This window comes from Terrabacter sp. AAH1 (assembly GCF_054456855.1).
Genome location: NZ_JBTJJV010000001.1, coordinates 728,892 through 750,936, shown reverse-complemented (window position 1 = coordinate 750,936; position 22,045 = coordinate 728,892). Strand labels below are relative to the sequence as shown.

The 22,045-nt window shown below is 71.6% G+C and carries 19 protein-coding genes; 11 read left to right on the top strand and 8 right to left on the bottom strand.

Features of this window, described 5'->3' with window-relative positions:
* Positions 1 to 39: 39 nt before the first annotated feature.
* Positions 40 to 753 carry a helix-turn-helix transcriptional regulator gene (locus tag ACXR8F_RS03515; protein ID WP_458798742.1) on the bottom strand — a complete coding sequence of 238 codons (714 nt, stop codon included), beginning with the start codon at positions 751 to 753 and terminating at the stop codon, positions 40 to 42.
* Between the two features lie 121 nt (positions 754 to 874).
* Here ACXR8F_RS03515 and ACXR8F_RS03510 point away from each other — a divergent pair, with 121 nt between their 5' ends.
* The 8 genes from ACXR8F_RS03510 (at position 875) to ACXR8F_RS03475 (ending at position 12,727) form a co-directional block, all read left to right on the top strand.
* Complete coding sequence (locus ACXR8F_RS03510) at positions 875 to 1,174, top strand: DUF2249 domain-containing protein (RefSeq protein WP_045190886.1); 300 nt, start codon at positions 875 to 877, stop codon at positions 1,172 to 1,174.
* 46 nt (positions 1,175 to 1,220) lie between these two features.
* On the top strand, positions 1,221 to 3,905 hold the full coding sequence (locus tag ACXR8F_RS03505; RefSeq protein WP_458798741.1) for a multicopper oxidase domain-containing protein: 2,685 nt from the start codon (positions 1,221 to 1,223) through the stop codon (positions 3,903 to 3,905).
* A gap of 46 nt (positions 3,906 to 3,951) precedes the next feature.
* Positions 3,952 to 4,413: a hemerythrin domain-containing protein gene (locus ACXR8F_RS03500; protein WP_045191083.1), complete on the top strand. Its 462-nt coding sequence runs from the start codon at positions 3,952 to 3,954 to the stop codon at positions 4,411 to 4,413.
* A 138-nt stretch (positions 4,414 to 4,551) separates the two neighbouring features.
* Positions 4,552 to 8,307, top strand: coding sequence for a nitrate reductase subunit alpha (locus ACXR8F_RS03495; RefSeq protein ID WP_458798740.1), 3,756 nt, complete (start codon positions 4,552 to 4,554; stop codon positions 8,305 to 8,307).
* Entirely contained in the window at positions 8,307 to 10,025 is a 1,719-nt protein-coding gene (gene narH / locus ACXR8F_RS03490) for a nitrate reductase subunit beta (RefSeq protein WP_458798739.1), read from the top strand. The genes ACXR8F_RS03495 and narH overlap by 1 nt, the downstream gene beginning before the upstream one ends.
* Positions 10,022 to 10,732, top strand: a complete 711-nt coding sequence (gene narJ / locus ACXR8F_RS03485) for a nitrate reductase molybdenum cofactor assembly chaperone (protein ID WP_458798738.1) — start codon at positions 10,022 to 10,024, stop codon at positions 10,730 to 10,732. The genes narH and narJ overlap by 4 nt, the downstream gene beginning before the upstream one ends.
* Entirely contained in the window at positions 10,729 to 11,475 is a 747-nt protein-coding gene (narI, locus tag ACXR8F_RS03480; RefSeq protein ID WP_045190883.1) for a respiratory nitrate reductase subunit gamma, read from the top strand. The genes narJ and narI overlap by 4 nt, the downstream gene beginning before the upstream one ends.
* 31 nt (positions 11,476 to 11,506) lie before the next feature.
* Positions 11,507 to 12,727, top strand: a complete 1,221-nt coding sequence (locus ACXR8F_RS03475; protein WP_458798737.1) for a nitrate/nitrite transporter — start codon at positions 11,507 to 11,509, stop codon at positions 12,725 to 12,727.
* A 129-nt stretch (positions 12,728 to 12,856) separates the two neighbouring features.
* Here ACXR8F_RS03475 and ACXR8F_RS03470 read toward each other — a convergent pair whose 3' ends face one another.
* Both ACXR8F_RS03470 and ACXR8F_RS03465 read right to left on the bottom strand, forming a co-directional pair.
* Entirely contained in the window at positions 12,857 to 14,101 is a 1,245-nt protein-coding gene (locus ACXR8F_RS03470) for a hypothetical protein (protein WP_458798736.1), read from the bottom strand.
* Entirely contained in the window at positions 14,098 to 14,598 is a 501-nt protein-coding gene (locus ACXR8F_RS03465; RefSeq protein ID WP_458798735.1) for a SigE family RNA polymerase sigma factor, read from the bottom strand. The genes ACXR8F_RS03470 and ACXR8F_RS03465 overlap by 4 nt, the downstream gene beginning before the upstream one ends.
* Before the next feature lie 128 nt (positions 14,599 to 14,726).
* On the opposite strand from ACXR8F_RS03465, the gene ACXR8F_RS03460 reads away from it, so the two are divergent.
* Entirely contained in the window at positions 14,727 to 15,056 is a 330-nt protein-coding gene (locus ACXR8F_RS03460) for a DUF952 domain-containing protein (protein WP_045190879.1), read from the top strand.
* Positions 15,057 to 15,208: 152 nt separating this feature from the next.
* Here the strand turns inward: ACXR8F_RS03460 and arfB are convergent, their stop codons facing one another.
* From arfB to ACXR8F_RS03445, 3 genes are all read right to left on the bottom strand, one after another.
* The gene (arfB, locus tag ACXR8F_RS03455) at positions 15,209 to 15,664 is read right to left on the bottom strand and encodes an alternative ribosome rescue aminoacyl-tRNA hydrolase ArfB (protein WP_045190878.1); all 456 of its coding nucleotides are present in this window, start codon (positions 15,662 to 15,664) and stop codon (positions 15,209 to 15,211) included.
* 141 nt (positions 15,665 to 15,805) lie between these two features.
* Complete coding sequence (locus ACXR8F_RS03450; RefSeq protein WP_045190877.1) at positions 15,806 to 16,582, bottom strand: SDR family NAD(P)-dependent oxidoreductase; 777 nt, start codon at positions 16,580 to 16,582, stop codon at positions 15,806 to 15,808.
* Positions 16,583 to 16,607: 25 nt separating this feature from the next.
* Positions 16,608 to 17,753 (bottom strand): acyl-CoA dehydrogenase family protein, encoded by a 1,146-nt coding sequence (locus ACXR8F_RS03445; protein WP_045190876.1) that lies wholly within the window; start codon positions 17,751 to 17,753, stop codon positions 16,608 to 16,610.
* Positions 17,754 to 17,885: 132 nt separating this feature from the next.
* Between ACXR8F_RS03445 and ACXR8F_RS03440 the strand changes: the two genes are divergently transcribed.
* Together ACXR8F_RS03440 and ACXR8F_RS03435 are read left to right on the top strand one after the other, a co-directional pair.
* On the top strand, positions 17,886 to 18,782 hold the full coding sequence (locus tag ACXR8F_RS03440; RefSeq protein WP_458798734.1) for a peptidoglycan DD-metalloendopeptidase family protein: 897 nt from the start codon (positions 17,886 to 17,888) through the stop codon (positions 18,780 to 18,782).
* A gap of 143 nt (positions 18,783 to 18,925) precedes the next feature.
* A complete protein-coding gene (locus ACXR8F_RS03435) occupies positions 18,926 to 20,209 on the top strand; it encodes an MFS transporter (protein WP_458798733.1) in 1,284 nt (427 codons plus the stop codon).
* Here the strand turns inward: ACXR8F_RS03435 and ACXR8F_RS03430 are convergent.
* Positions 20,197 to 21,246 carry an ABC transporter ATP-binding protein gene (locus ACXR8F_RS03430; RefSeq protein WP_458798732.1) on the bottom strand — a complete coding sequence of 350 codons (1,050 nt, stop codon included), beginning with the start codon at positions 21,244 to 21,246 and terminating at the stop codon, positions 20,197 to 20,199. The genes ACXR8F_RS03435 and ACXR8F_RS03430 overlap by 13 nt on opposite strands.
* Complete coding sequence (locus ACXR8F_RS03425) at positions 21,243 to 22,028, bottom strand: ABC transporter permease (protein ID WP_458798731.1); 786 nt, start codon at positions 22,026 to 22,028, stop codon at positions 21,243 to 21,245. The genes ACXR8F_RS03430 and ACXR8F_RS03425 overlap by 4 nt, the downstream gene beginning before the upstream one ends.
* Between the last annotated feature and the right edge of the window lie 17 nt (positions 22,029 to 22,045).

Below are 22,045 nucleotides of genomic sequence, written 5' to 3'. Positions count from 1 at the left end.
GTGGCCACGACCTGTTGGCGGCAGCGCGCGAGCTCGTTCTTACCGGTCGACGCTGCCGACCTGGTCGAGCGGTTGGCCGGCGGCGCTCGTGAGCCTCACCAGGCAGGCGCCCTCACGGGCGAAGGGGACGAGCCCGACCTCGATGTCGCCGCCCCCCGATCGCTCGAGCGTGGCGCGCAGCATCTCCGCGTGCATGGTGCACACGACCTCCGGGTGCTCCCGCGCGGAGCGCAGCACCGGGCAGGTGCGCAGGGCGACGTCGCCGGTCGCGTCGACCTCCGGCGAGAAGCCGGCGGTCGTGAGCAGCGAGACGACCTGGTCGAGGGGGGCGCCGGCGGTCGCGTCCTCGTCGGCGAGCTGGGCCGCCCAGTGCCGCCCGATGGCCCGGGCGTGCAGCTCGGCGTCCGGTGTCGTGGCGAGGTGCTCGGCCATCGCCAGGACCAGCTCGTCGGTGGACACGGGCCGCGCGTCGCGTGCGGCCTCCAGCGCCAGTCGCCCTCGCTGGGTGAGCCGGTGGCCGTGCGCCGGCCTCCCGCGTGCGCCGCTCTCGATGCCGACCCTCTCGACGAGGCTGTCGTCGACGAGTCGGCCGAGGTGGGCGCGGGTCGTGTTCGGGTGCCCGCCGAGCGACTCGGCGAGCTCGGCGATGGTGGCCGGGCGCCCGCCGTCCTCGTGGGTGGCGAGGGCCGAGAGCACCTTGCCCCTCGCCGACGACACCTCGGGCAGAGGAGTGGGTCCCGTTCGCTCGGCCATCGGTCCAGCATGCCGGACGGCAGGGAAGGGCACCCTCACTGGCGCGGCTCCGTCCCGTCGGCTAGTTTTCACACAAGCAGTGTAATAAATACATGGCCCCACGCAATCCCAGGAGCTCACCGTGACCGTGCCCGCCCCCCTTCCCGTCTCCGACGTCAGCAAGCCCGCGTGCGGCTGCGGGTGCGCCGACAGCGGTGAGCCCGAGCTCGACGTCCGCGCCATCCCGCACGCCCTGCGCCACGGCACGGTCTTCGGCGCCCTGGCAGCCGTGCCGGCCGGGTCGTCCATGCGACTCGTCGCACCCCACGACCCGAAGCCGTTGCTCGCCCAGATCGCCGGTCGCGAGGGTGAGGCCGTCGAGGTCACCTACCTCGAGCGCGGGCCCGAGGCCTGGACGCTCCGGCTCAGCCGCCGCGCCTGACGCCCGACCACGCACCGCGACCGCCCACGACAGCCCACGACCGCCCGTGACGACCACCGACCCGCAGACGACCACGGCGACGTCCCAGCGCCCACCGGTCGGCGCCCTGCCCGGCCGCGGCGCCTGGGCCCTGCGTGACCACCCGACGACCCTGTGGCTGACCGCCGCTCTCGTCGTCGCCGCGTTCGGCCGTGCCCTGCCCGCCGCCGACTGGCTCGTCGTCCACCTCGTGCTCCTCGGGGCGGTCACCCACGCCGTGATGGTGTGGAGCACGCACTTCGCGCAGGCCCTGCTGAAGACGCCCCCGACCGTCGACGGCCGCAGGGAGCAGGGGCGCCGGCTCGCGATGCTGCTCCTCGGCTCGTTCCTCGTCCTCGTCGGCGTGCCGACCGGCTGGTGGTGGGTCACGCTCGCCGGCGCCGTGACGGCTGCGGCCGCCGTCGCCTGGCACGGCGCGCAGCTCTGGCGCCGGCTCCGCATCGCGCTGCCCGGCCGCTTCCGGGTCACCATCCGCTACTACCTCGTGGCCGCCGCGTGCATGCCCGTCGGAGCGACCTTCGGCGTCCTGCTGGCGCGACACCCCGCCGACCCGTGGCACACGCGCCTGCTCGTCGCCCACTCGATGACCATGGCGCTCGGCTGGCTCGGACTCACCGTGGCGGGCACGCTCGTCACGCTCTGGCCCACGATGCTGCGTGCGCGCATGGACGATCGCGCGGAATCGCTGTCGCGCCGAGCGCTTCCGGTGCTGACACTCGCCGTGCTCACGGCCGCAGCCGGTGCCCTCCTCGGCTCGCGGGCGCTCACGTCGACCGCACTCCTTGCGTATGCCGCCGGGCTGGGCTGGTGGGCCCGCGCCCTCCTCGCCCCCGCGCGGAGGAACCCGCCGCGCCGCTTCGCCACGGTCTCCGCCTCCTGCGCGCTCGCGTGGTTCGTCGCGAGCGTGGTCGGTGTCGCCGTGCTCGTCGCTCGTGCGACCGACTGGCCCCAGGTGGGCGACGGCTACGACCGCGTCGCCGCCGCGGTGGCCGTCGGCTTCGCGCTCCAGCTCGTGCTCGCGGCCCTGAGCCATCTCGTGCCGAGCGTCCTCGGAGGTGGTCCGACCGCCGTCCGCGCCGGTCTCGGCTGGTTCGAGCGGGCCGCGCCGACACGGGTCGCCGCGCTCAACCTCGGCCTCGTCCTGTGGCTGCTGCCCCTGCCCGCGGCCACTCGGGTGGCTGCTGCGGTGCTCGTGGGTGTCTCGGTCGCGGCCTTCCTGCCGCTCACGGTGCTCGCCGTGCTGGCGAGCGTGCGCTCGCGCCGGGCCGCCGACACCGCCGCCGACACCGCCGCCACGGCCGCCGCGCCGGCCGGCGTGACACGAGCTCCCTTGGGGGAGAGGCCGTTCTGGTCCTCGACGCAGCTGCCGGCTGCGGTCTCCCTCGTCGCCCTCGTGGTCGCCGCGAGTCTGGGTCTCGGCGGGACGGCCACGGGCGCTGGGACCGGAGACACCGTGACGCCCACCGGGCACACGACCACCGTCGACGTCGCGGCGGACGGCATGGCGTTCAGCCCCTCGGCGGTGACCGTGCCGCGCGGGGACCGGCTCGTCATCCGCCTGACCAACCGCGACCGCACCACCACGCACGACCTCGTGCTGGCCGGCGGTCACCGCACGCCGCGGCTCGCGCCTGGCGCCTCCGCGACGTTGGACGCGGGTGTCGTCAGCGGGCCTCTCGAGGGCTGGTGCTCCGTGGTCGGCCACCGGCAGATGGGAATGCTCCTACAGGTCATCGTCTCCGGTGACGTGTCGCCGGCGGACGCCGCGGGCCCCCACGACCACGCGGCGACGGCGAACCCGACCTCCGGGCCGGCGACCGGGGCCCTGTCACCGGGCCACACGGCATACGACCCCGCGCTGCCGCCCTTGACGAGCGAGCGCCTCCACCGCGTGACCATCACCGTCGGAGAGGCCGAGCAGGAGGTGGCGCCGGGACGGTGGCAGCGGCGGTGGACGTTCAACGGATCGAGTCCGGGACCCACCTTGCACGGGCGCGTGGGCGACGTCTTCGAGGTCACCCTCGTCAACCACGCCTCCATCGGCCACTCGGTCGACTTCCACGCGGGCTCGCGGGCGCCCGACGACGTGATGCGCACGGTGCCGCCCGGAGGCAGCCTCGTCTACCGGTTCACCGCGAGCCGGGCCGGCATCTGGATGTACCACTGCTCGACCATGCCGATGTCGGCCCACATCGCCGCGGGTCTCGTGGGCGCGGTCGTCATCGAACCGCCCGGCCTGCCCGCCGTCGACCGCTCCTACGTTCTCGTGCAGTCGGAGCTCTACCTCGGCGCGGACACCTCCCGCGGGTCTGCCGCCGAGGTCGACGCAGCCAAGGCGCAGGCCGACGCGCCCGACCTCCTCGCCTTCAACGGGGTCGCGAAACAGTACGACACGTCACCGCTGGACGCGCGCGTCGGCGAGCGAGTTCGCCTCTGGGTGCTGGACGCCGGGCCGAACCGCCCCACGAGCTTCCACGTCGTCGGCGCGCAGTTCGACACGGCCTACGCCGAAGGCGCCTGGCTGCTGCGGCCCGGAACCGCCCGCGGCGGCAGCCAGTCGCTCTCGCTCGGCCCGGGCCAGGGCGGGTTCGTCGGGACCGTCTTCGACGAGGCCGGCCACTACCCCTTCGTCAGCCACGTCATGGCCGACGCCGAACGTGGGGCGCACGGCGTCGTGCAGGTGCGCCCGTGACCACACAGACCACGACCGAGACCGCCGCTCTCGACGGGAGCCGATGATGTGCAGCTACTGCGGTTGTGCCGACCTCGAGGTGATCGGCCGGTTCATGGCCGAGCACGAGCACATCGTCAACCACCTCGGCGAGCTCCGGCGCTCGCTCGACGACGAGCCTCGCCGGTGCGCGGCGGTCGAGCAGCTGGCCGCCCACCTCGACCCGCACGTGGCGTCGGAGGAGGCCGGCCTCTTCACGGTCATGGCGCGCGACGAGCTCTTCACCGACCACATCGGCGCCCTCTGCGACGAGCACGACGAGCTCGATGACCTGCTCTCCCGCATCGGGTCGGGCCAGGTCGAACAGTTCGCCCGCTTCGAGAAGCTGCTGCGCGAGCACATCGACCGCGAGGACAACGGGCTCTTCCCGGCCGCGGCGATCCATCTCGGTGGCCCCGAGTGGGCCGAAGTCGACACCCTCACCCGCTCTCGAGGAGGAGTATCAGGTGGAAACCACATCGGGTCGTAGCCCTAGTCACACAGGCCACACCCGTGACAGGGTGCTCGTGACGACGCCCCCCGGGGGTGGCGTGTGCCAGCAACGGAGCGCAAGGGAGTGCGACCTGTGACTGAGAGAGCGACCACGGCGAGCGGAGAACGCACGAGCGTGCCCGGTCCCAGAGCCCCCGGCATCGACGGCCCCGCGTCGGCCGCCTTGCTCAAGGCCGGCCGGTTCTTCACCCGGTGGGACGAGTCCGCTGACGGCAGAGCGGTATTCCGGGAGGGCGGCCGCGCCGGCGACGTGTTCTACCGCGACCGGTGGAGCCACGACAAGGTCGTCCGCTCCACGCACGGTGTCAACTGCACCGGCTCCTGCTCGTGGAAGGTCTACGTCAAGGACGGGATCATCACGTGGGAGACGCAGCAGACCGACTACCCCTCCGTCGGCCCCGACCGGCCGGAGTACGAACCGCGCGGCTGCCCGCGTGGCGCGGCCTTCTCCTGGTACACCTACTCGCCCACACGGGTGCGCTACCCGTACGTCCGCGGTGTGCTGCTCGAGATGTACCGCGACGCGAAGGCGCGTCTCGGCGACCCGGTCGCCGCGTGGCACGAGATCACCACCGACCCCGAGAAGCGCCGCCGCTACCAGAGCGCCCGGGGCAAGGGCGGCCTCGTACGGGCATCGTGGGGCGAGGCCGTCGAGATCGCCGCCGCCGCACACGTGCACACCATCAAGGAGTACGGCCCCGACCGCGTCGCCGGCTTCTCGCCCATCCCGGCGATGTCGATGGTGTCGCACTGCGTCGGCACCCGCTTCATCCAGCTCATCGGCGGCGTCATGACGAGCTTCTACGACTGGTACGCCGACCTGCCCGTCGCGAGCCCGCAGGTCTTCGGCGACCAGACCGACGTGCCCGAGTCGGGCGACTGGTGGGACGCGACCTACCTCATGATGTGGGGCTCCAACGTCCCCGTCACGCGCACCCCCGACGCGCACTGGATGGCCGAGGTCCGCTACCGCGGGACGAAGGTCGTCACGGTCAGCCCCGACTACGCCGACAACACGAAGTTCGCCGACGAGTGGATGCCAGCGCAGGCCGGCACCGACGCCGCCCTCGCCATGGCGATGGGCCACGTGCTGCTCAAGGAGTTCTTCGTCGAGCGCGAGGTGCCCTTCTTCACCGACTACGTGCGCACCTACACCGACCTGCCCTTCCTCATCCGCCTCGACCCCGCCGAGGGGGCGTATGCCGCCGGGTCGGGTGACACGGCGGCGCCACGGTCGGTGCCGGGCAAGTTCCTGACGGCGACCGACCTGGCGGCTGGGGCTTCTCCGGCATCGCCGCCCGACGAGGACGCTTGGAAGACAGTGCTGCTCGACGAGGCGACCGGCCAGCCGGTCGTCCCGAACGGCTCGATGGGGTTCCGCTACGCGGACTCCGGCAAGGGCCGCTGGAACCTCGACCTCGACGGGGTGCATCCCGCCCTGACGATGGCCGGCCCGGGCGCCGAGCAGGTCGAGGTGCTGCTGCCGGCCTTCCTCGAGGCCGACGGGTCGGGGTCGGTCCTGCGCCGTGGCGTCCCCGCGCGCCGGGTCGGTGGACACCTCGTCACGACCGTCTTCGACCTCATGCTCGCCCAGTACGGCGTGGCTCGCGACGGGCTGCCGGGGGAGTGGCCCACCGGCTACGACGACGTCGCCACGCCCTACACGCCCGCGTGGCAGGCCGAGATCACCGGTGTCCCGGCCGAGCAGTGCATCCGGGTGGCGCGCGAGTTCGCGACGAACTCCGAACAGTCACAAGGCCGCTCGATGATCATCATGGGCGCCGGCATCTGCCAGTGGTTCCACGGCGATGCGACCTACCGCTCGATCCTGTCGCTGCTGATCCTCACCGGCTGCATGGGCCGCAACGGCGGCGGGTGGGCGCACTACGTCGGGCAGGAGAAGTGCCGCCCCATCACCGGCTGGATCAGTCTCGCCAACGCGCTCGACTGGAGCCGGCCGCCGCGCACCATGATCGGCACGGCGTACTGGTACATGCACACCGACCAGTGGCGCAACGACGGGTACTCCGCCGACTCGCTCGCGTCACCCCTCGCGAAGGGCCACCTCGCGGGCAAGCACACGGCCGACACGATCGCGGAGTCGGCGCGTCTCGGGTGGATGCCCTTCTACCCGCAGTTCGGCACGAACCCGATCCAGGTCGCCGAGGACGCCGAGGCCGCCGTCGAGGCGGGCACCGCCCCCAGCGCGGCGGCATACGTGGCCGGTGCGCTCCACGACGGCACCCTCAAGGCCTCCATCGAGGACGTCGATGCCCCCGAGAACTGGCCGCGCACCCTCGTGCTCTGGCGCAGCAACCTCATGGGCAGCTCCGCCAAGGGCAACGAGTACTTCCTGCGCAACCTGCTCGGAACGCACCACAACGTCCTCGGTAGCGAGAACCCCGTGACACCAAGGCCGGCCGACGTGAAGTGGCACGACGAGGCACCACAGGGCAAGCTCGACCTCCTCCTGTCGGCCGACTTCCGGATGACCTCCACGACACTGCTCTCGGACATCGTGCTGCCCGCGGCGACCTGGTACGAGAAGCACGACCTCAGCTCGACCGACATGCACCCGTTCGTGCACGCCTTCACGCCGGCGATCGACCCGCCGTGGGAGGCCAAGAGCGACTTCGACCTCTTCCACCTCCTGGCGCAGAAGTTCTCGGACCTCGCGAAGACGCACCTGGGCACGGTCAAGGACCTCGTCAGCGTGCCGCTCATGCACGACACCCCCGGCGAGACCGCCCAGCCGGGCGGTCGCGTCGTCGACTGGCGCAGCACCGGGGAGCCGGGCACGCCGGGGCGCACCATGCCGGTCTTCCACGTGGTCGAGCGCGACTACACCGCGATCGCCGAGAAGCTCGCGACGGTGGGCCCGCTCGCCGACACCCTCGGCTTCACCGTCAAGAACGTCACGTTCAAGGTCGCCGAGGAGGCCCAGCGGCTCGCCAGGAAGAACGGCGTCATGCTCGGCGGCGCCGGCGACGGGCGGCCCGCGATCGACACCGACGAGAAGCTCGCCGAGGCCATCCTCACCTTCTCGGGAACGACCAACGGGCACCTCGCCGTGCAGGGCTTCAAGACCCTCGAGGAGCGGGTCGGCAAGAAGCTCGTCGACCTCGCCGAGGGTGCCGAGGAGAAGCGGATCTCCTTCGCCGACACGCAGGTCCAGCCCGTCCCCGTCATCACCTCACCCGAGTGGTCGGGCTCCGAGACCGGCGGCCGACGCTACGCGCCGTTCACCGTCAACATCGAGAGGCTCAAGCCCTTCCACACACTGACGGGACGGATGCACTTCTACCTCGACCACGACTGGATGCTGGACGTCGGGGAGGCCCTGCCGATCTACCGGCCACCGCTCGACATGCACCGGCTCTTCGGTGAGCCGAAGCTCGGACCGGACGGCGCGAAGCAGGTGACGGTGCGCTACCTGACCCCGCACAGCAAGTGGTCGATCCACTCGGAGTACCAGGACAACCTGCTCATGCTCTCCCTGTCGCGCGGTGGCCCGACGGTGTGGATGAGCCCGCAGGACGCCGGCTCGATCGACGTCAGCGACAACGACTGGGTCGAGTGCACCAACGCCAACGGCGTGCTCGTCGCGCGCGCCATCGTCAGTCACCGGATGCCGGAGGGCGTCGTCTACGTGCACCACGCGCAGGAGCGCACCATCGACGTCCCCAAGTCCGAGGCGACCGGCCGGCGCGGCGGCATCCACAACTCGGTGACCCGCCTGCTGGTCAAGCCGACCCACCTCATCGGCGGCTACGCCCAGCTGTCCTACACCTTCAACTACCTCGGCCCCACCGGCAACCAACGCGACATGGTCTCGACCGTGCGCAAGCGCTCGCAGGAGGTGACGTACTGATGCGTGTCATGGCCCAGATGGGCATGGTGATGAACCTCGACAAGTGCATCGGCTGCCACACGTGCTCGGTCACGTGCAAGCAGGCGTGGACCAACCGCGCCGGCACCGAGTACGTCTGGTTCAACAACGTCGAGACCCGCCCCGGACAGGGCTACCCGCGCCGCTACGAGGACCAGGAGACGTGGCGCGGCGGCTGGACCCTCACGAGCCGGGGCAACCTCAAGCTCAAGGCCGGCGGCCGCGTGCAGAAGCTGGTCGGCATCTTCGCCAGCCCCGTGCAGCCCAAGCTCGCCGACTACTACGAGCCGTGGACCTACGACTACCAGACGCTCGTCGAGGCGCCCCTCGGCGACGACTTCCCGGTGGCGCGGCCCAAGTCGCTCATCACGGGCGAGAACACCAAGGTCACCTGGTCGGCGAACTGGGACGACAACCTCGGCGGCACGAGCCAGCTCGGACACCTCGACCCGCTCGTCGAGAAGGTGCGCCGCCAGTCGGAGGACAAGATCCGCTTCGAGCTCGAGCAGACCTTCATGTTCTACCTCCCCCGGATCTGCGAGCACTGCCTCAACCCGTCGTGCATGGCGTCGTGCCCGTCCGGTGCGATCTACAAGCGCGAGGAGGACGGCATCGTCCTCGTCGACCAGGACCGGTGCCGCGGCTGGCGCCAGTGCATCACCGGCTGCCCGTACAAGAAGATCTACTTCAACCACAAGAGCGGCAAGGCAGAGAAGTGCACCTTCTGCTACCCGCGCATCGAGGTGGGCCTGCCGACCGTCTGCTCCGAGACGTGCGTGGGCCGGCTGCGCTATCTCGGCCTCTTCCTCTACGACGCCGACCGCGTCACGGCGGCAGCAGCGACGCCCGACGAGGGCGACCTCTACGAGGCGCAGCTCGACCTCATGCTCGACCCCAACGACCCAGAGGTGGTCGCGGCGGCCCGGCGCGACGGCATACCGGACGACTGGATGGACGCGGCGCGGCGCTCGCCCGTCTACGCCCTGGCCAAGAAGTACCGCGTCGCGCTGCCCCTGCACCCGGAGTACCGCACCATGCCGATGGTCTGGTACGTCCCGCCGCTGTCGCCCGTCGTGGATCTGCTTGCGTCACAAGGCCATGACGCCGAGAGCCGCGACGTGCTCTTCGGGGCCATCGAGGCGCTGCGCATCCCCGTCGAGTACCTCGCCGAGCTGTTCACGGCGGGTCGCGCCGACATCGTGACCGGTGTGCTGCGCAAGCTCGCCGCGATGCGCGCCTACATGCGCGACGTGTCGCTGGGCCGCGACGGCGACCCGTCCATCCCGGCCGCGGTCGGGCTCGAGGAGGAGACCCTCTACGAGATGTACCGCCTCATGGCGATCGCCAAGTACGACGATCGCTACGTCATCCCGACCGCGCACGTCGAGCGCGCGCACGAGCTCGAGGAGCTCGGCTGCTCGCTCGACTACGACGAGGGGCCCGGCATGTACGAGTCAGGGCCGTTCGGCGAGGCGAGCGGCCGGCCCGCGCCGGTCGCGGTCGAGACGTTCAACGCCCTCAAGCAGCGCCAGACGACGGACTCGGCGACGTCGAGCGAGGAGCTGCGGGGCCGCGTCAACCTGCTCAACTGGGACGGCAACGGCACCCCGCCGGGCCTCTTCCCCGGCAACGAGCGCGGGAACGAGCGCGGGAACGAGCGTGGCACCGATCGCGGCACCGAGCGGGAGGTGGCGCCGTGATCGGCCTGCGTTCGAGGGCCCGCCGCGCGGAGGAGCGGCGCGTCCGGTCCGCGGACCACCGGGTCGTGCACCTCGTCGCGTCCCGCTGCCTCGACTACCCGACCGGCGACCTCCTCGCAGCACTGCCGATGCTGGCCGATGCCCTTGCAGAGCAGGCGGGCTCGCCGGGTGCGCGCGAGCTGGTGACCCTCGTCGATCACTTGGGGTCGCAGCCGCTCGAGTCGCTGCAGCGCGCGTACGTCGACACGTTCGACCTGAGCCGCAAGCACGCGCTCTACCTGTCCTACTGGACCGACGGCGACACGCGGCGACGCGGCGAGGTGCTGGGACGGTTCAAGACGGCATACCGGCGCAGCGGCTTCCTCGTCGACACGCACGGGGAGCTGCCCGACTACCTGCCGATGGTGCTCGAGTTCGCAGCGTGCGCCGACGCGGAGGCCGGAGCCGCCCTGCTGCAGGAGTACCGCGCCAGCATCGAGCTGCTGCGGATCGCCCTGCAGGAGAGGCAGAGCCCGTATGCCGCCGCGGCCACAGGCGTGTGCGCCACCCTGCCCGGCGAGTCCCCGGCCGACCGCGCGGCTGTGATGGCGATGGTCGGCATGACGGGCCCGCAGCCGGCCGAGAGCGTCGGGCTGGAGCCGTACGACCCGAGACTCCTCCCGCTGCAACCGGTCTCGTCGAGCCCACCCCAGGAGGCACGAGCATGAGCACCTTCCTCTGGGGCGTGCTGCCCTACCTCTGCATCGCGAGCCTCGTCGGCGGCACGATCTGGCGCTACCGCTACGACAAGTTCGGCTGGACCACGCGCTCGTCACAGCTCTACGAGTCCCGGCTGCTGCGCATCGGCTCGCCGCTCTTCCACTTCGGCATCCTGCTCGTCTTCGTCGGGCACGTCGGTGGGCTCGTCATCCCCGAGGCGTGGACCGAGGCGGTCGGCGTCAGCGAGGGGCTCTACCACTTCAACGCGTTGCTCTTCGGCGGCCTCGCCGGCGTCTGCACCCTCGTCGGCATCCTCATCCTCGTCTACCGGCGGCGCCGCACCGGCCCGGTCTTCATGGCGACGACGAAGAACGACAAGCTGATGTACGTCTTCCTCGTGGCGGCCATCGTGCTCGGGCTGTGGACGACGCTCGTGAGCGTCGGTGCGGGCAGCGAGGCGCACAACTACCGCGAGACCGTGTCGCCGTGGTTCCGCTCGGTGTTCCTGCTGCAGCCCGACGTCGCCGCCATGGAGGAGGCGCCGATCCAGTTCCACGTCCACGCGATCGTCGGGATGCTGCTCTTCGCGCTGTGGCCGTTCACCCGGCTGGTGCACGCCTTCACGGCACCGCTGCACTACCTCTTCCGGCCCTACATCGTCTACCGCTCGCGCGACGCCCGCGGCACCGGCTCGCGTGCGAGCCGCCCGGGCTGGTCCGGCGTCGGCACGAGCGACCGGGAACGCCGATGACCACCTCGAACCATCGCTCACAGGAGAACTCATGAGTGCCAGCACCACCGCCGCGTCGACGGCCACCACCCCGTTGACCGGCCACACCCGCAACCTCGCCCTCGCCACGTTCGCCTTCGCCGTGACCTTCTGGGCGTGGAACCTCATCGGGCCGCTCGGTGTGCGCTACACCCAGCAGCTGGGGTTGTCGGGCAGCCAGAAGGCGCTGCTCGTCGCGACTCCGGTGCTCGTCGGGTCCCTGGGGCGCATCCCCGTCGGAGCTCTCACCGACCGGTTCGGCGGGCGTCTCATGTTCCCGGTGCTCACGCTGCTCTCGGTGCCCTTCGTGCTGCTCGTCGCACTCGCCGGCAACGTCAAGTCGTTCGCGCTGCTGCTCGTCTTCGGCTTCTTCCTCGGGATCGCGGGCACGACCTTCGCCGTGGGCATCCCCTTCGTCAACGCGTGGTTCGCGCCCGCCCGGCGCGGGTTCGCGACCGGCGTGTTCGGCGCAGGGATGGGCGGCACGGCGCTCTCGGCCTTCTTCACGCCGCGGTTCGTGACGTGGTTCGGCTACACGGCGACGCACATCATCATGTCGCTCGCCCTCGTCGCGACCGCCGCGATCTGCTGGTTCGGCATGCGCAACTCGCCGGTGTGGAAGCCGAACACCGACCCCGTGGTGCCGAAGCTGACCGCCGCCCTCAAGCTGCCGGTCACGTGGCGCATGTCGTTCCTGTACGCCGTCGCCTTCGGTGGGTTCGTCGCCTTCTCCACCTACCTGCCGACCTACCTCAAGGACATCTACTCCTTCGACCTGACGGCAGCGGGCACGCGCACCGCCGGCTTCGCCATCGCCGCGGTCGTCGCGCGTCCGCTCGGCGGCATCCTCAGCGACCGCATCGGCCCGCGGACGGTGCTCGCCATCTCGCTCGCCGGCACCGCCGCCCTCGCCGTGGTGCTCGCCCTGCGGCCGCCGCTCGAGCTCCCCGCCGGCATCGCCTTCGTCGCCATCGCGTTCTTCCTCGGCCTCGGCACGGGCGGCGTCTTCGCCTGGGTCGCGCGGCTCGCGCCGCCCGAGCGGGTCGGAACCGTCACCGGTCTCGTCGGCGCGGCCGGTGGTCTCGGCGGCTACTTCCCGCCGCTCGTCATGGGCGCCACCTACGAGAAGGTCTTCGGCGGCTACGGCTTCGGCCTGGCGCTGCTGTGCCTCGTCGCGCTCGGCGCCCTGGCCTTCACGCTCGTCGGGATGCGCGAGCGCCGCGCCACCGCCTGAGACCTCACGACAGCGTGCGTATGCCGTCCGCCCGAGGTGGGCGGACGGCATACGTCCTCGAGTTGTCCGAGCGGCCGGCCCCCGTCGAGTGCTCAGTTCGCCGGACGGGTCGGCACGGGATCACTGTCGTCAGCGGGGGACCACGTACCGCGGCTCCGTGAACCCGTTCGGGTCCTTGACCGGCAGGGGCGGCTGCGCCTGCTGGCACTGCATCGAGAGCGAGCAGCGCTGGAGGGTGTTCTGCGTCGCCGGGGACACCGGGGTGGAGGTGTTGCGCGAGATGACGAAGGTCGACTCGTCGGCCTCGAGGTGCCAGCTCCAGCCTGACACGAGCCGCGCGGCGTCGCCGCCGCCGACGACCACGGCTCCGTCGCTGACCCGCACGACACCGGCGCTGAACCAGAACCCGCCGTCGACGTAGTGCGACCCGACGAGGTAGGTGCCCCGGCTCGAGAACGCCGTCGGCTGGAACATCGACGGGTTGCCCTTCTGCCCGCAGCGCTCGATCGTCTTCGGGAAGTCCGGCCGCGTCAGGTCGACGACGGCCCAACAGAAGTCCTCGAACGTGTCGCTGGCGACGTTCCACGACAGCGCTGCCCGGCTGCGGTCGGCCGAGACCGCCACGATGTGCGCGGGGAGCCTGCGGGTGGCGCCGGTGGTGAGGTTCCACTCGAGCGAGCCCTGGGTCTCGTCGCCGTTCAGGTACGCGACGTCGCCGACGACCGCGCCGGCCTCGCGCTGGTCCTGGCGCTGCGCCACGACCGACCCGTCCGCGGCGTAGACCGCGACCGCGTTCGACGTGCCGCTCTTGACGAGCACCCGTGAGCCGTCGGGCGACACGACGTACGAGCCGCCGTCGCGGACGGCGCGCACCGTCTTGCCCGTGGGCGACAGGATCTCGAGCTCGGTCTGCGCGTTCGGTGTCGACAGCCGCGACATGAGCACGAAACCGCCGTTGCCCAGCACCGCGAAGCTCTCGACGACGGTGCCCTTCTCGAGACGGATGACGGTGTCGCCGACGCGGATCGTGTCGTCCACGGCATACGTGTTGGAGCGCGTCGCGACGGCTCGGACCGGTGCGCCGCTCCGCGGCGGCGAGGTGGGCGGCGTCGACACGGAGCCGGTAAGCGACGGCACCGACGTGGTCGTCGAGGGGACGGCCGGCACCGGTGCGTTGCCCCGGCCGGACCAGACGGTCGGCACCGCGATGGCGATGGCCGCCACCGCGACGGTCGCGCCGACGAGGGCGCGGGTGCGCTGGTCGCGACGGCGTCGGGCGATGGCGACGGGGGCGAAGTCCCCGGGCACCTCGACGCGGTCGGCCTCCTGCCGCAGCAGGGTCTGGAGCTCGTGCTCCCGGTCGTGGGTGTTCACGGCGTGACCTCCTTCATCGTGCTGCGCAGCGATCGGATCGCGCGGCTCGTGTGGCTCTTGACGGTGCCGACGGAGCATCCGAGGATCTCCGCGGTCTGGGCCTCGCTGAGGTCCTCGTAGTAACGCAGGACGACGGCGGCCCGCTGCTGCGGAGCGAGCGAGCGCACGTGCGCCCACAGCTCGTTGTCATGCGCCGGGGCGTCGATCGCCGCCGGGTCCATGACGCGGATCAGCTCGCTGTCGGTCCGCTCGCGGTGGCGCCACGTGCGTCGCCACCACGACGTGTGCTCGTTGACCATGATCTTGCGGACGTACGCGTCGGGTGACTCGACGCCGCTGATGTGGTCCCACTTCGCGTACGCCTTGGCGAGGGCCGACTGCACGAGGTCCTCGGCGGCATGCGCGTCACCCGTGAGCAGGTAGGCGAAGCGGGCGAAGGACTTCTGACGCGCTCGCACGTACGCCGAGAAGTCGGCCTCGCGATCGATGTTTCCCACCGGACACCCCCTGGGTCGACGTGGATGGACGCACTCTCAACGCGGTGAGGGCGCGCCGAGGTTGTCGTCCGCCGACAGATCTCTCCCCAGTGTCCTGCGGCCGGGCCCCAAGGGTGCAGGCTTGGCGGATGATCTACCACCTGGCCGAGGAGGCCGACTGGGAGCAGGCCCGGCGCGACGGCAGCTACACGCGCTCGACGCGCGGGGTCTCGCTCGAGGAGGAGGGCTTCATCCACGCGTCGTCGGAGCAGCAGTGGCCGGTCGTGCGGTCGCGGTTCTACGCCGACGTGGCCGGGCCGCTCGTGCTGCTGCACATCGACGAGTCACGCCTGACACCTGAAGTGGTGCACGAGGTCGGTGACCCGGCGACGGGCGAGACGTTCCCCCACGTCTACGGCCCCATCGACGTCGACGCCGTCGTCGACACCACCGTCCTCCCGCCACCCCACGACGCCTGACTCGGCAAGCACCCCTCGCCTCCCGGGTCGAGTGCCCAGGTCCCGACACCAGGTCCTCGTCGAGTGCACACTTCCCGAGGCGACCTTTCCCGTCGGGTGCCGAGTTCCCGAGGCGACCCTTCCCGTCGAGTGCCCGTCCCCGACGGCCGAGATCAGTCCGGGTGTATGCGCCCCCGCCCGGACTTGACGTCGGAGCGCCGTTTCTTGCCCGCCAGCCTGCGGTGTTGTGATCCCTTGGTCGGCTTCGTCGCGCGGCGCGGCGGTGGCGGGGGAGCCAGAGCCTCACGGAGGAGGTCGGCGAGGCGCTCGCGGGCGGCGGCGCGGTTGCGCAGCTGCGACCGGTGCTCGCTGGCGACCACCGTGACCCGGCCTCCGACGAGACGAGGGCCGAGGTTTGCGAGGGCGCGCTCACGCTGTGCCGCAGAGAGGGCGACGGACGTGCCCGGCTCGTAGACGAGCTCGACCCGGCTGTCGGCCGTGTTGACCCCCTGGCCGCCAGGTCCCGACGCCCGGCTGAACCGCTCGAGGAGCTCGGAGGCGGGTATGACGAGCCCGCGCCGCAGACCGGGGCCGTCGGCGAGGACGAGGTCTCCGCCCGGCTCGCTCACGCTCCCATTGTGTCGGGAAGAGGGCACTCGACGGGTGGGGCGTCGGGAAGTGGGCACTCGACGGGTGGGGCGTCGGGAAGTGGGCACTCGAGGGTCGAGTGCCCACTTCCTGGGGTGGATGCGGGGGTGGTCTCAGCCGGGTCAGCGAGGGGGCATGCGGAGGGCGCCGTCGAGGCGGATGACCTCACCGTTGAGCATCGGGTTGTCGATGATGTGGCGCACGAGCGAGGCGTACTCGGTCGGGTTGCCGAGGCGCGACGGGTGCGGCACCTGCTTCTCGAGGATCTCCTTGACCTCACCGGGCAGCCCGGCGAGCATCGGCGTCTCGAACGTGCCGGGCGCGATCGTCATGACGCGGATCGCCTTGTCGGCGAGGTCGCGGGCGGCCGACAGGGTGAGCCCGACGATGCCGCCCTTGCTCGCGGCATACGCGGCCTGCCCGATCTGACCGTCGTAGGCGGCGATGCTCGCGGTGTTGACGATGACGCCGCGGTCGCCGTCGACGGGCTCGTTGGCCAGCATCGCCGCTGCGGCGAGGCGCATCACGTTGAACGACCCGACGAGGTTGATGTCGACGACCGTCCGGAAGGTGTCGAGCGACAGCGGCCCGCCACGGCCGAGGACCCGCCCCGGCGTCGCGACCCCGGCGCAGTTGACGGCGATGCGCAGCTCGCCGAGCGAGGTGGCCTTGTCGACGGCGGCCTGGACCTGCGTCTCGTCGCGCACGTCGGCGGCGACGAAGTGCGCGCTGCCGGCCCGCTCGGACTCGAGCTCGGCGACGAGCGCCGGGGCCGTGGACCCCTCGAGGTCGATGATGACGACCGTCGCGCCGTCGGCGACGAGGCGGCGCGCGGTGGCGCCGCCGAGGCCGGAGCCGCCGCCGGTGACGATGGCGACGGTGGACGAGTTCAGCTGCATGACAGGCCTTTCGGGCGTCGGGGGGTCAGCGGGCGAGGAGGTGGCGCGAGATGACGAGCCGCTGGATCTGGTTGGTGCCCTCGAAGATCTGGGTCACCTTCGCCTCGCGCATGTAGCGCTCGAGCGGGAAGTCCTCGGTGTAGCCGGCCCCGCCGAGCACCTGGACGGCGTCTGTCGTGACCTTCATCGCGGCATCGGTGGCGACGAGCTTGGCGACGGCCGCCTCCTTGCTGAACCCGCGGCCGGCGTCCTTGAGCCGGGCGGCGTGGAGGTAGGTGGCGCGGGCCGACGTGACGGCCGCCTCCATGTCGGCGAGGAGGAAGGCGAGGCCCTGGAAGTCGCCGATGCGCCGGCCGAACTGCTGACGCTCGTTGGCGTAGTCGGCAGCGGCGTCGAGCGCCGCTTGGGCGAGGCCGGTCGCCGCGGCGGCGATGCCGAGGCGTCCGGCGTCGAGGGCCGACAGCGCGAGCTTCATGCCGTCACCCTCCCTACCGATGAGGCGCGCGCCGTCGACGGGCACGGCGTCGAACATGACCTGCGAGACGGGGTCGCAGTGCAGGCCCATCTTCTTCTCGGGCTCGGCGAAGGTGAGGCCCGGGGCGTCGCCCGGCACGATGAAGGTCGAGAGGCCCCTGCCGCCGTCGTCGGACGTGCGGGCGAAGGTCGTGTAGTAGTCGGCGTGGCCCGCGTGCGAGATCCACGCCTTGGTGCCCTTGAGCGACCAGCCGGCGTCGGTGCGCGTCGCGCGGGTCGTCATCGAGGCGATGTCGGAGCCGGCAAGAGGCTCGGACAGGCAGTAGGCGCCGAGCTGCTCGCCCGAGAGCATGTCGGGAAGGAGCGCCTCCTGCTGCTCCTTCGTGCCGAACGTCGCCACGGGGTATGCCGTCAGGCTGTGCACACTGACACCGACCGCGACGCTCATCCACACCGAGGCGATCTCCTCGACGACCTGCAGGTAGACCTCGTAGGGCTGGTCGGCCCCGCCGAACTCCTCGGGGTAGGGCAGCGACAGCAGGCCCGCCCGGCCGAGGGTGCGGAAGGCCTGCTCGGGGAAGGTGCGGGCGCGCTCCGCCTCGTCGACCTTCGGCGCGAGGTCCTTGCGGCAGATCTCGCGGGTGAGCTCGATGAGGTCGGTGGCTTCGTCGGTCGGCATCAGCCTCGTCGCTGGCATGGCCTAGATACTAGGACGTCCGAGCATTTCGTCCAAAGTGTGAGACGTCGACGGGGGTTAGGGGCTTGTTAGTGCCGGGCGCTCTCATGGGCCGGGCCAGCACCATCGGACTGCTCACCAGGAAGGACCGACATGTTCAAGAAGCTCGGAACCGCCCTCGTCGCACTGGCCGCCCTCACGGCCGCCGCGATCGTCGCGGCACCAGCCGCCAACGCCACGGCTCGCAACGGAGTGTGCGAGAGCGGCGAGTTCTGCCTCTACTACAACAGCGGCCAGGCCGGCTCGCGCGTCGACCTCGTCAACTCCCAGCGCGACTACGGCAGCGGCACCGGCTGCATCGAGTTCGTCAGCAGCGGCGCCGGCCAGGGCCAGTGCGTCAAGAACAACACGGCCTCCGTCTGGAACCGCACCGGCAAGCCCGTCTTCGTCTTCTACAACAGCGACTTCGGGGGCACCTACGACCAGATCCCCGACGGCGCCCAGGTCAACCTCAACAGCAACGTCTACAACAACAACGCCTCGCAGATCGTCGGCGACGCCTCGCTGCGCTTCCCGCTCGCCGTCAACCAGGCCGACATCAAGAACCGCACGCCGCACTGGTGCTGGGACAGCAAGACGAACTGCCACCACGACTACAACGCCGCCGACATCTTCTCCGCGACCGGGACGTCGGTCCTCTCGCCGGTGGGCGGCACCGTCATGACGAAGAACGTGCGCGCCGGCAGCACCGGGTGCGACAGCGTCGGCAGCACCGTCACCGTCAAGGACGGCTTCGGCCGCCTCTGGTACTTCGCCCACATGGACGACAGCCCCGCCCCGGTCGTCGCGGTCGGCCAGACCGTGAGCAAGGGCCAGCGCATCGGCTACGTGGGGACGAAGTACCACGCCCTCTGCACCGACCCCCACCTGCACATCGACATGCGCGTCGGCGTCGACTCGCGGGTCTCGTGCAGCGCGGCCGCGTGCGCGAGCTACGGCTTCGTCAACAACCAGCCGCTGCTGCGCAACGCCTTCCTCGACCTCCCGTGAGTCGGCACCCCGGCTGAACACCTCCCGACCGCGGGCGTCGGCGCACGAGCGCCGGCGCCCGCGTCCGCGCCACCACCCGCGCCCCGGCACACGTCGTCGGAAACCGGAGGACGAGCGCCCCCCGACGGCCCTACTGTCGAGCCGTGCTCCGGCTCCTGCGCCGCCCGCTGCGCGAGACCCCGGCGACGCCGACCTTCTACGTGCTGACGGCCGTCGCGGCCTTCGCGTATGCCGTCTGCTTCACCCTCAACCTCGTCTTCCAGTACCGCGTGGTCGGGCTCGACCCCTTCCAGATGGTGCTCGTCGGCACGGTGCTCGAGGCGACCTGCTTCGTCTTCGAGGTGCCCACCGGCCTCGTCGCCGACCTGTGGAGCCGGCGGGCATCGGTGATCATCGGCTTCCTCCTCGTCGGGGTGGGCTTCGCGGTCGAAGGCGTGCTCGCCACCTTCGCCGCGGCGCTCGTCGGCAACGTCGTGTGGGGCATCGGCTACACCTTCACCTCCGGCGCGCTGCAGGCGTGGATCACCGACGAGGTGGGGGAGGAGGAGGTGGCCGAGGTGTTCACCCGGGAGACCCAGCTGGACCTCACCTTCGGCTTCGTCGGCACGCTGACCGCCGGCGTGCTGGGCCTCGTGGCCCTGCGCCTGCCGATCATCGTCGCCGGCGCCACCCTCGTGCTCCTCGCCGTCGGCCTGCTGCTCACGATGCCCGAGCGGCACTTCCGCCCGACGCCGCGGAACGAGCGGGAGACCTTCGGGCACCTGCGCAGCCAGTTCGTCGCCGGCCTGCGGATCGCTCGTGGCCGCAGGGTGGTCCGCGTCTTCCTCTTCGTCAGCCTGCTCGTCGGCCTGTCCAGTGAGGTCTTCGACCGGCTCTGGCAGGTGCGGGTGCTCGACGCGTTCGACATGCCGGAGCTCTTCGGCGGTGACGAGGCCATCGGCTTCACCGCCTTCGCGCTCGTCGGCTCACTCGTCTCACTCGGGGCGTCGCTGGCGAGCAGTCGCTGGTTGCCGCGGCACGTCGTCGATGCCAGTCCCGGGACGCCCGTCGCCGTCGCAGCCGTGGTGCAGGTGCTGGCCGTCGTCGGCGTCGCCCTGCTCGGGAACCTCTGGCTGGTGCTCGTCGCGCTCTGGCTGCACAGCGCGAGCCGCGCGTTCGCCGGCCCGATCGAGGCGACGTGGCTCAACCGCAACCTCGAGTCCTCGACGCGCGCGACCGTGCTGTCGATGAACAGCCAGGCCAACGCGATCGGGCAGGTCGCCGGCGGCCCTCCGCTCGGTGCGCTCGCGGCGCGCACCTCGATCCCGCTCGCCCTCGTCGTCGCGGCGGCCGTCCAGCTGCCGGCCGTCGCCGCCTTCCTCCGCGTGCGTCGGGTCGCGGGCAGGCCGGACGTCACGGTGGACCCTGCCGAGGCTCAGCGCGGGTAGGTGCGCACCTCGGTGGCCTTGACGGCGGCCCAGACCTGCTGACCGACCTGCAGGCCGAGTGCGGTCACGGACTCGAGCGTCACCTCGGCCGTGACCGGCAGGGCGCCGACGAGCCCGACGCGCGCCGACTGGCCCTGCACGGTGACGGACGCGACGCGCAGCCGCCACGTGTTGCGCGGTGATCCCTCGGGCTGGTGGAGGTGCAGCGACACGGCGCTCGGGGGGATGGTCGCCCAGACCCGGCCCTCGGTCGGGCTCGTGGTGACGACCACGCCGCCCTCGCCGGTGGTCACGTGCCCCCGCGAGTCCCCCTCTCCGGCATACAGGTTGAGTCCGACGACGGTAGCGACGTAGGGGCTGCGCGGCTCGCTGAGCACCTCCGCCGGCGTGCCGGACTGGGTGACCTGGCCGTCCTCGACGAACACGAGGTGGTCGGCGAGGGTGAGCGCGTCGAGCGGGTCGTGGGTGACGAGCACGGTGATGCCGCCGTATGCCGTCAGGCGGGTCGCGAGGTCGCTGCGGGTGCGCGCGCGCGTGTCGGGGTCGAGGGCGGCGAGGGGCTCGTCGAGCAGGAGCAGGGAGGGGTCCGTCGCGAGGGCTCGAGCCAGGGCGACGCGGGCCTGCTGCCCCGACGACAGCTGGCGCGGGCGGGAGGAGGCGCGCTCCAACAGGTCCACCCGGCCGAGCTCTTCGCGGGCGCGGTCGCGCGCGCGATGGCGGTCGACTCCCCGGCTGCGCGGACCGTAGGCGACGTTGTCGAGGGCGGTCAGGTGCGGGAAGAGGAGGCTGTCGGCGAGCATCAGGCCGACCGTGCGCTGCTCGGGGGGCAGGGCGCGACGCCCGTCGTCCCAGGCCTGCCCATCGACGCGGACGTGACCCTCGGCGACACGCAGGATGCCGGCCAGCGCGAGAACCGTCGTCGTCTTGCCGCCGCCGTTGGGGCCGAGGACGCCGACGACCTGGCCGGGCTCGGCCCGAAGTGACACGTCGACGTCGATCGCACCGCGCGACAGGCGGACTCGCGCATCGAGGCTCACCGCAGCCACCTGCCACGCAGCACCCCGAGCACGAGCACGCTGACGGCCAGCAGCATGATCGAGATCGAGATCGCCACCTGCGGATCTCGCTCCAGCTCGACGTAGACGAGGAGCGGGAGGGTCTGTGTGCGGCCCTGGAAGTTGCCGGCGAAGGTGATCGTCGCACCGAACTCGCCGAGCGCGCGGGCCCAGGCGAGGGCGAGCCCGCTCGCGATGCCGGGCAGCACCAGCGGGATTCCCACCGTGCGCAGGTAGCGCAGCTCGCCGGCGCCGAGGGTGCGGGCCACCGACTCGAGACGTGCGTCGAGACCGCGCATCGCGCCCTCCACGGCGAGCACGTAGTAGGGCATGGCCACGAAGGTCTCGGCGAGCACCACGGCCACGGTCGTGAACGGGATCTGAACGCCGAACGGCGCCAGGTGCTGACCGAGCAGCCCGTTGCGGCCCCACGCCATGAGCAGGGCCACGCCACCGACCACCGGAGGGAGCACCAGCGGCACGGTGAGCAGCGCACGCAGCCAGCTCGTCGCCGGGTGGTCCGAGCGCGCGAGGAACCAGGCCAGGGGAGTGCCGAGCAGCAGGCACAGCGCAGCGGTGCACGACGTCGTCGTGAGCGAGAGCCGCAGCGCCGGAAGGACGGTCGGTGTCGCGAGGTCCGCCGGGATGCGTGCCCAGTCCGCCCGCACGAGGAGCGCAGCCAGCGGCACGACGAGGAGCAGGAGGGCCAGCCCCGCCGGGACGCCGAGGGCGAGGCGGGTGCGCCACCGGCCGGCATACCTCATGTCACGGCATCCTTCCG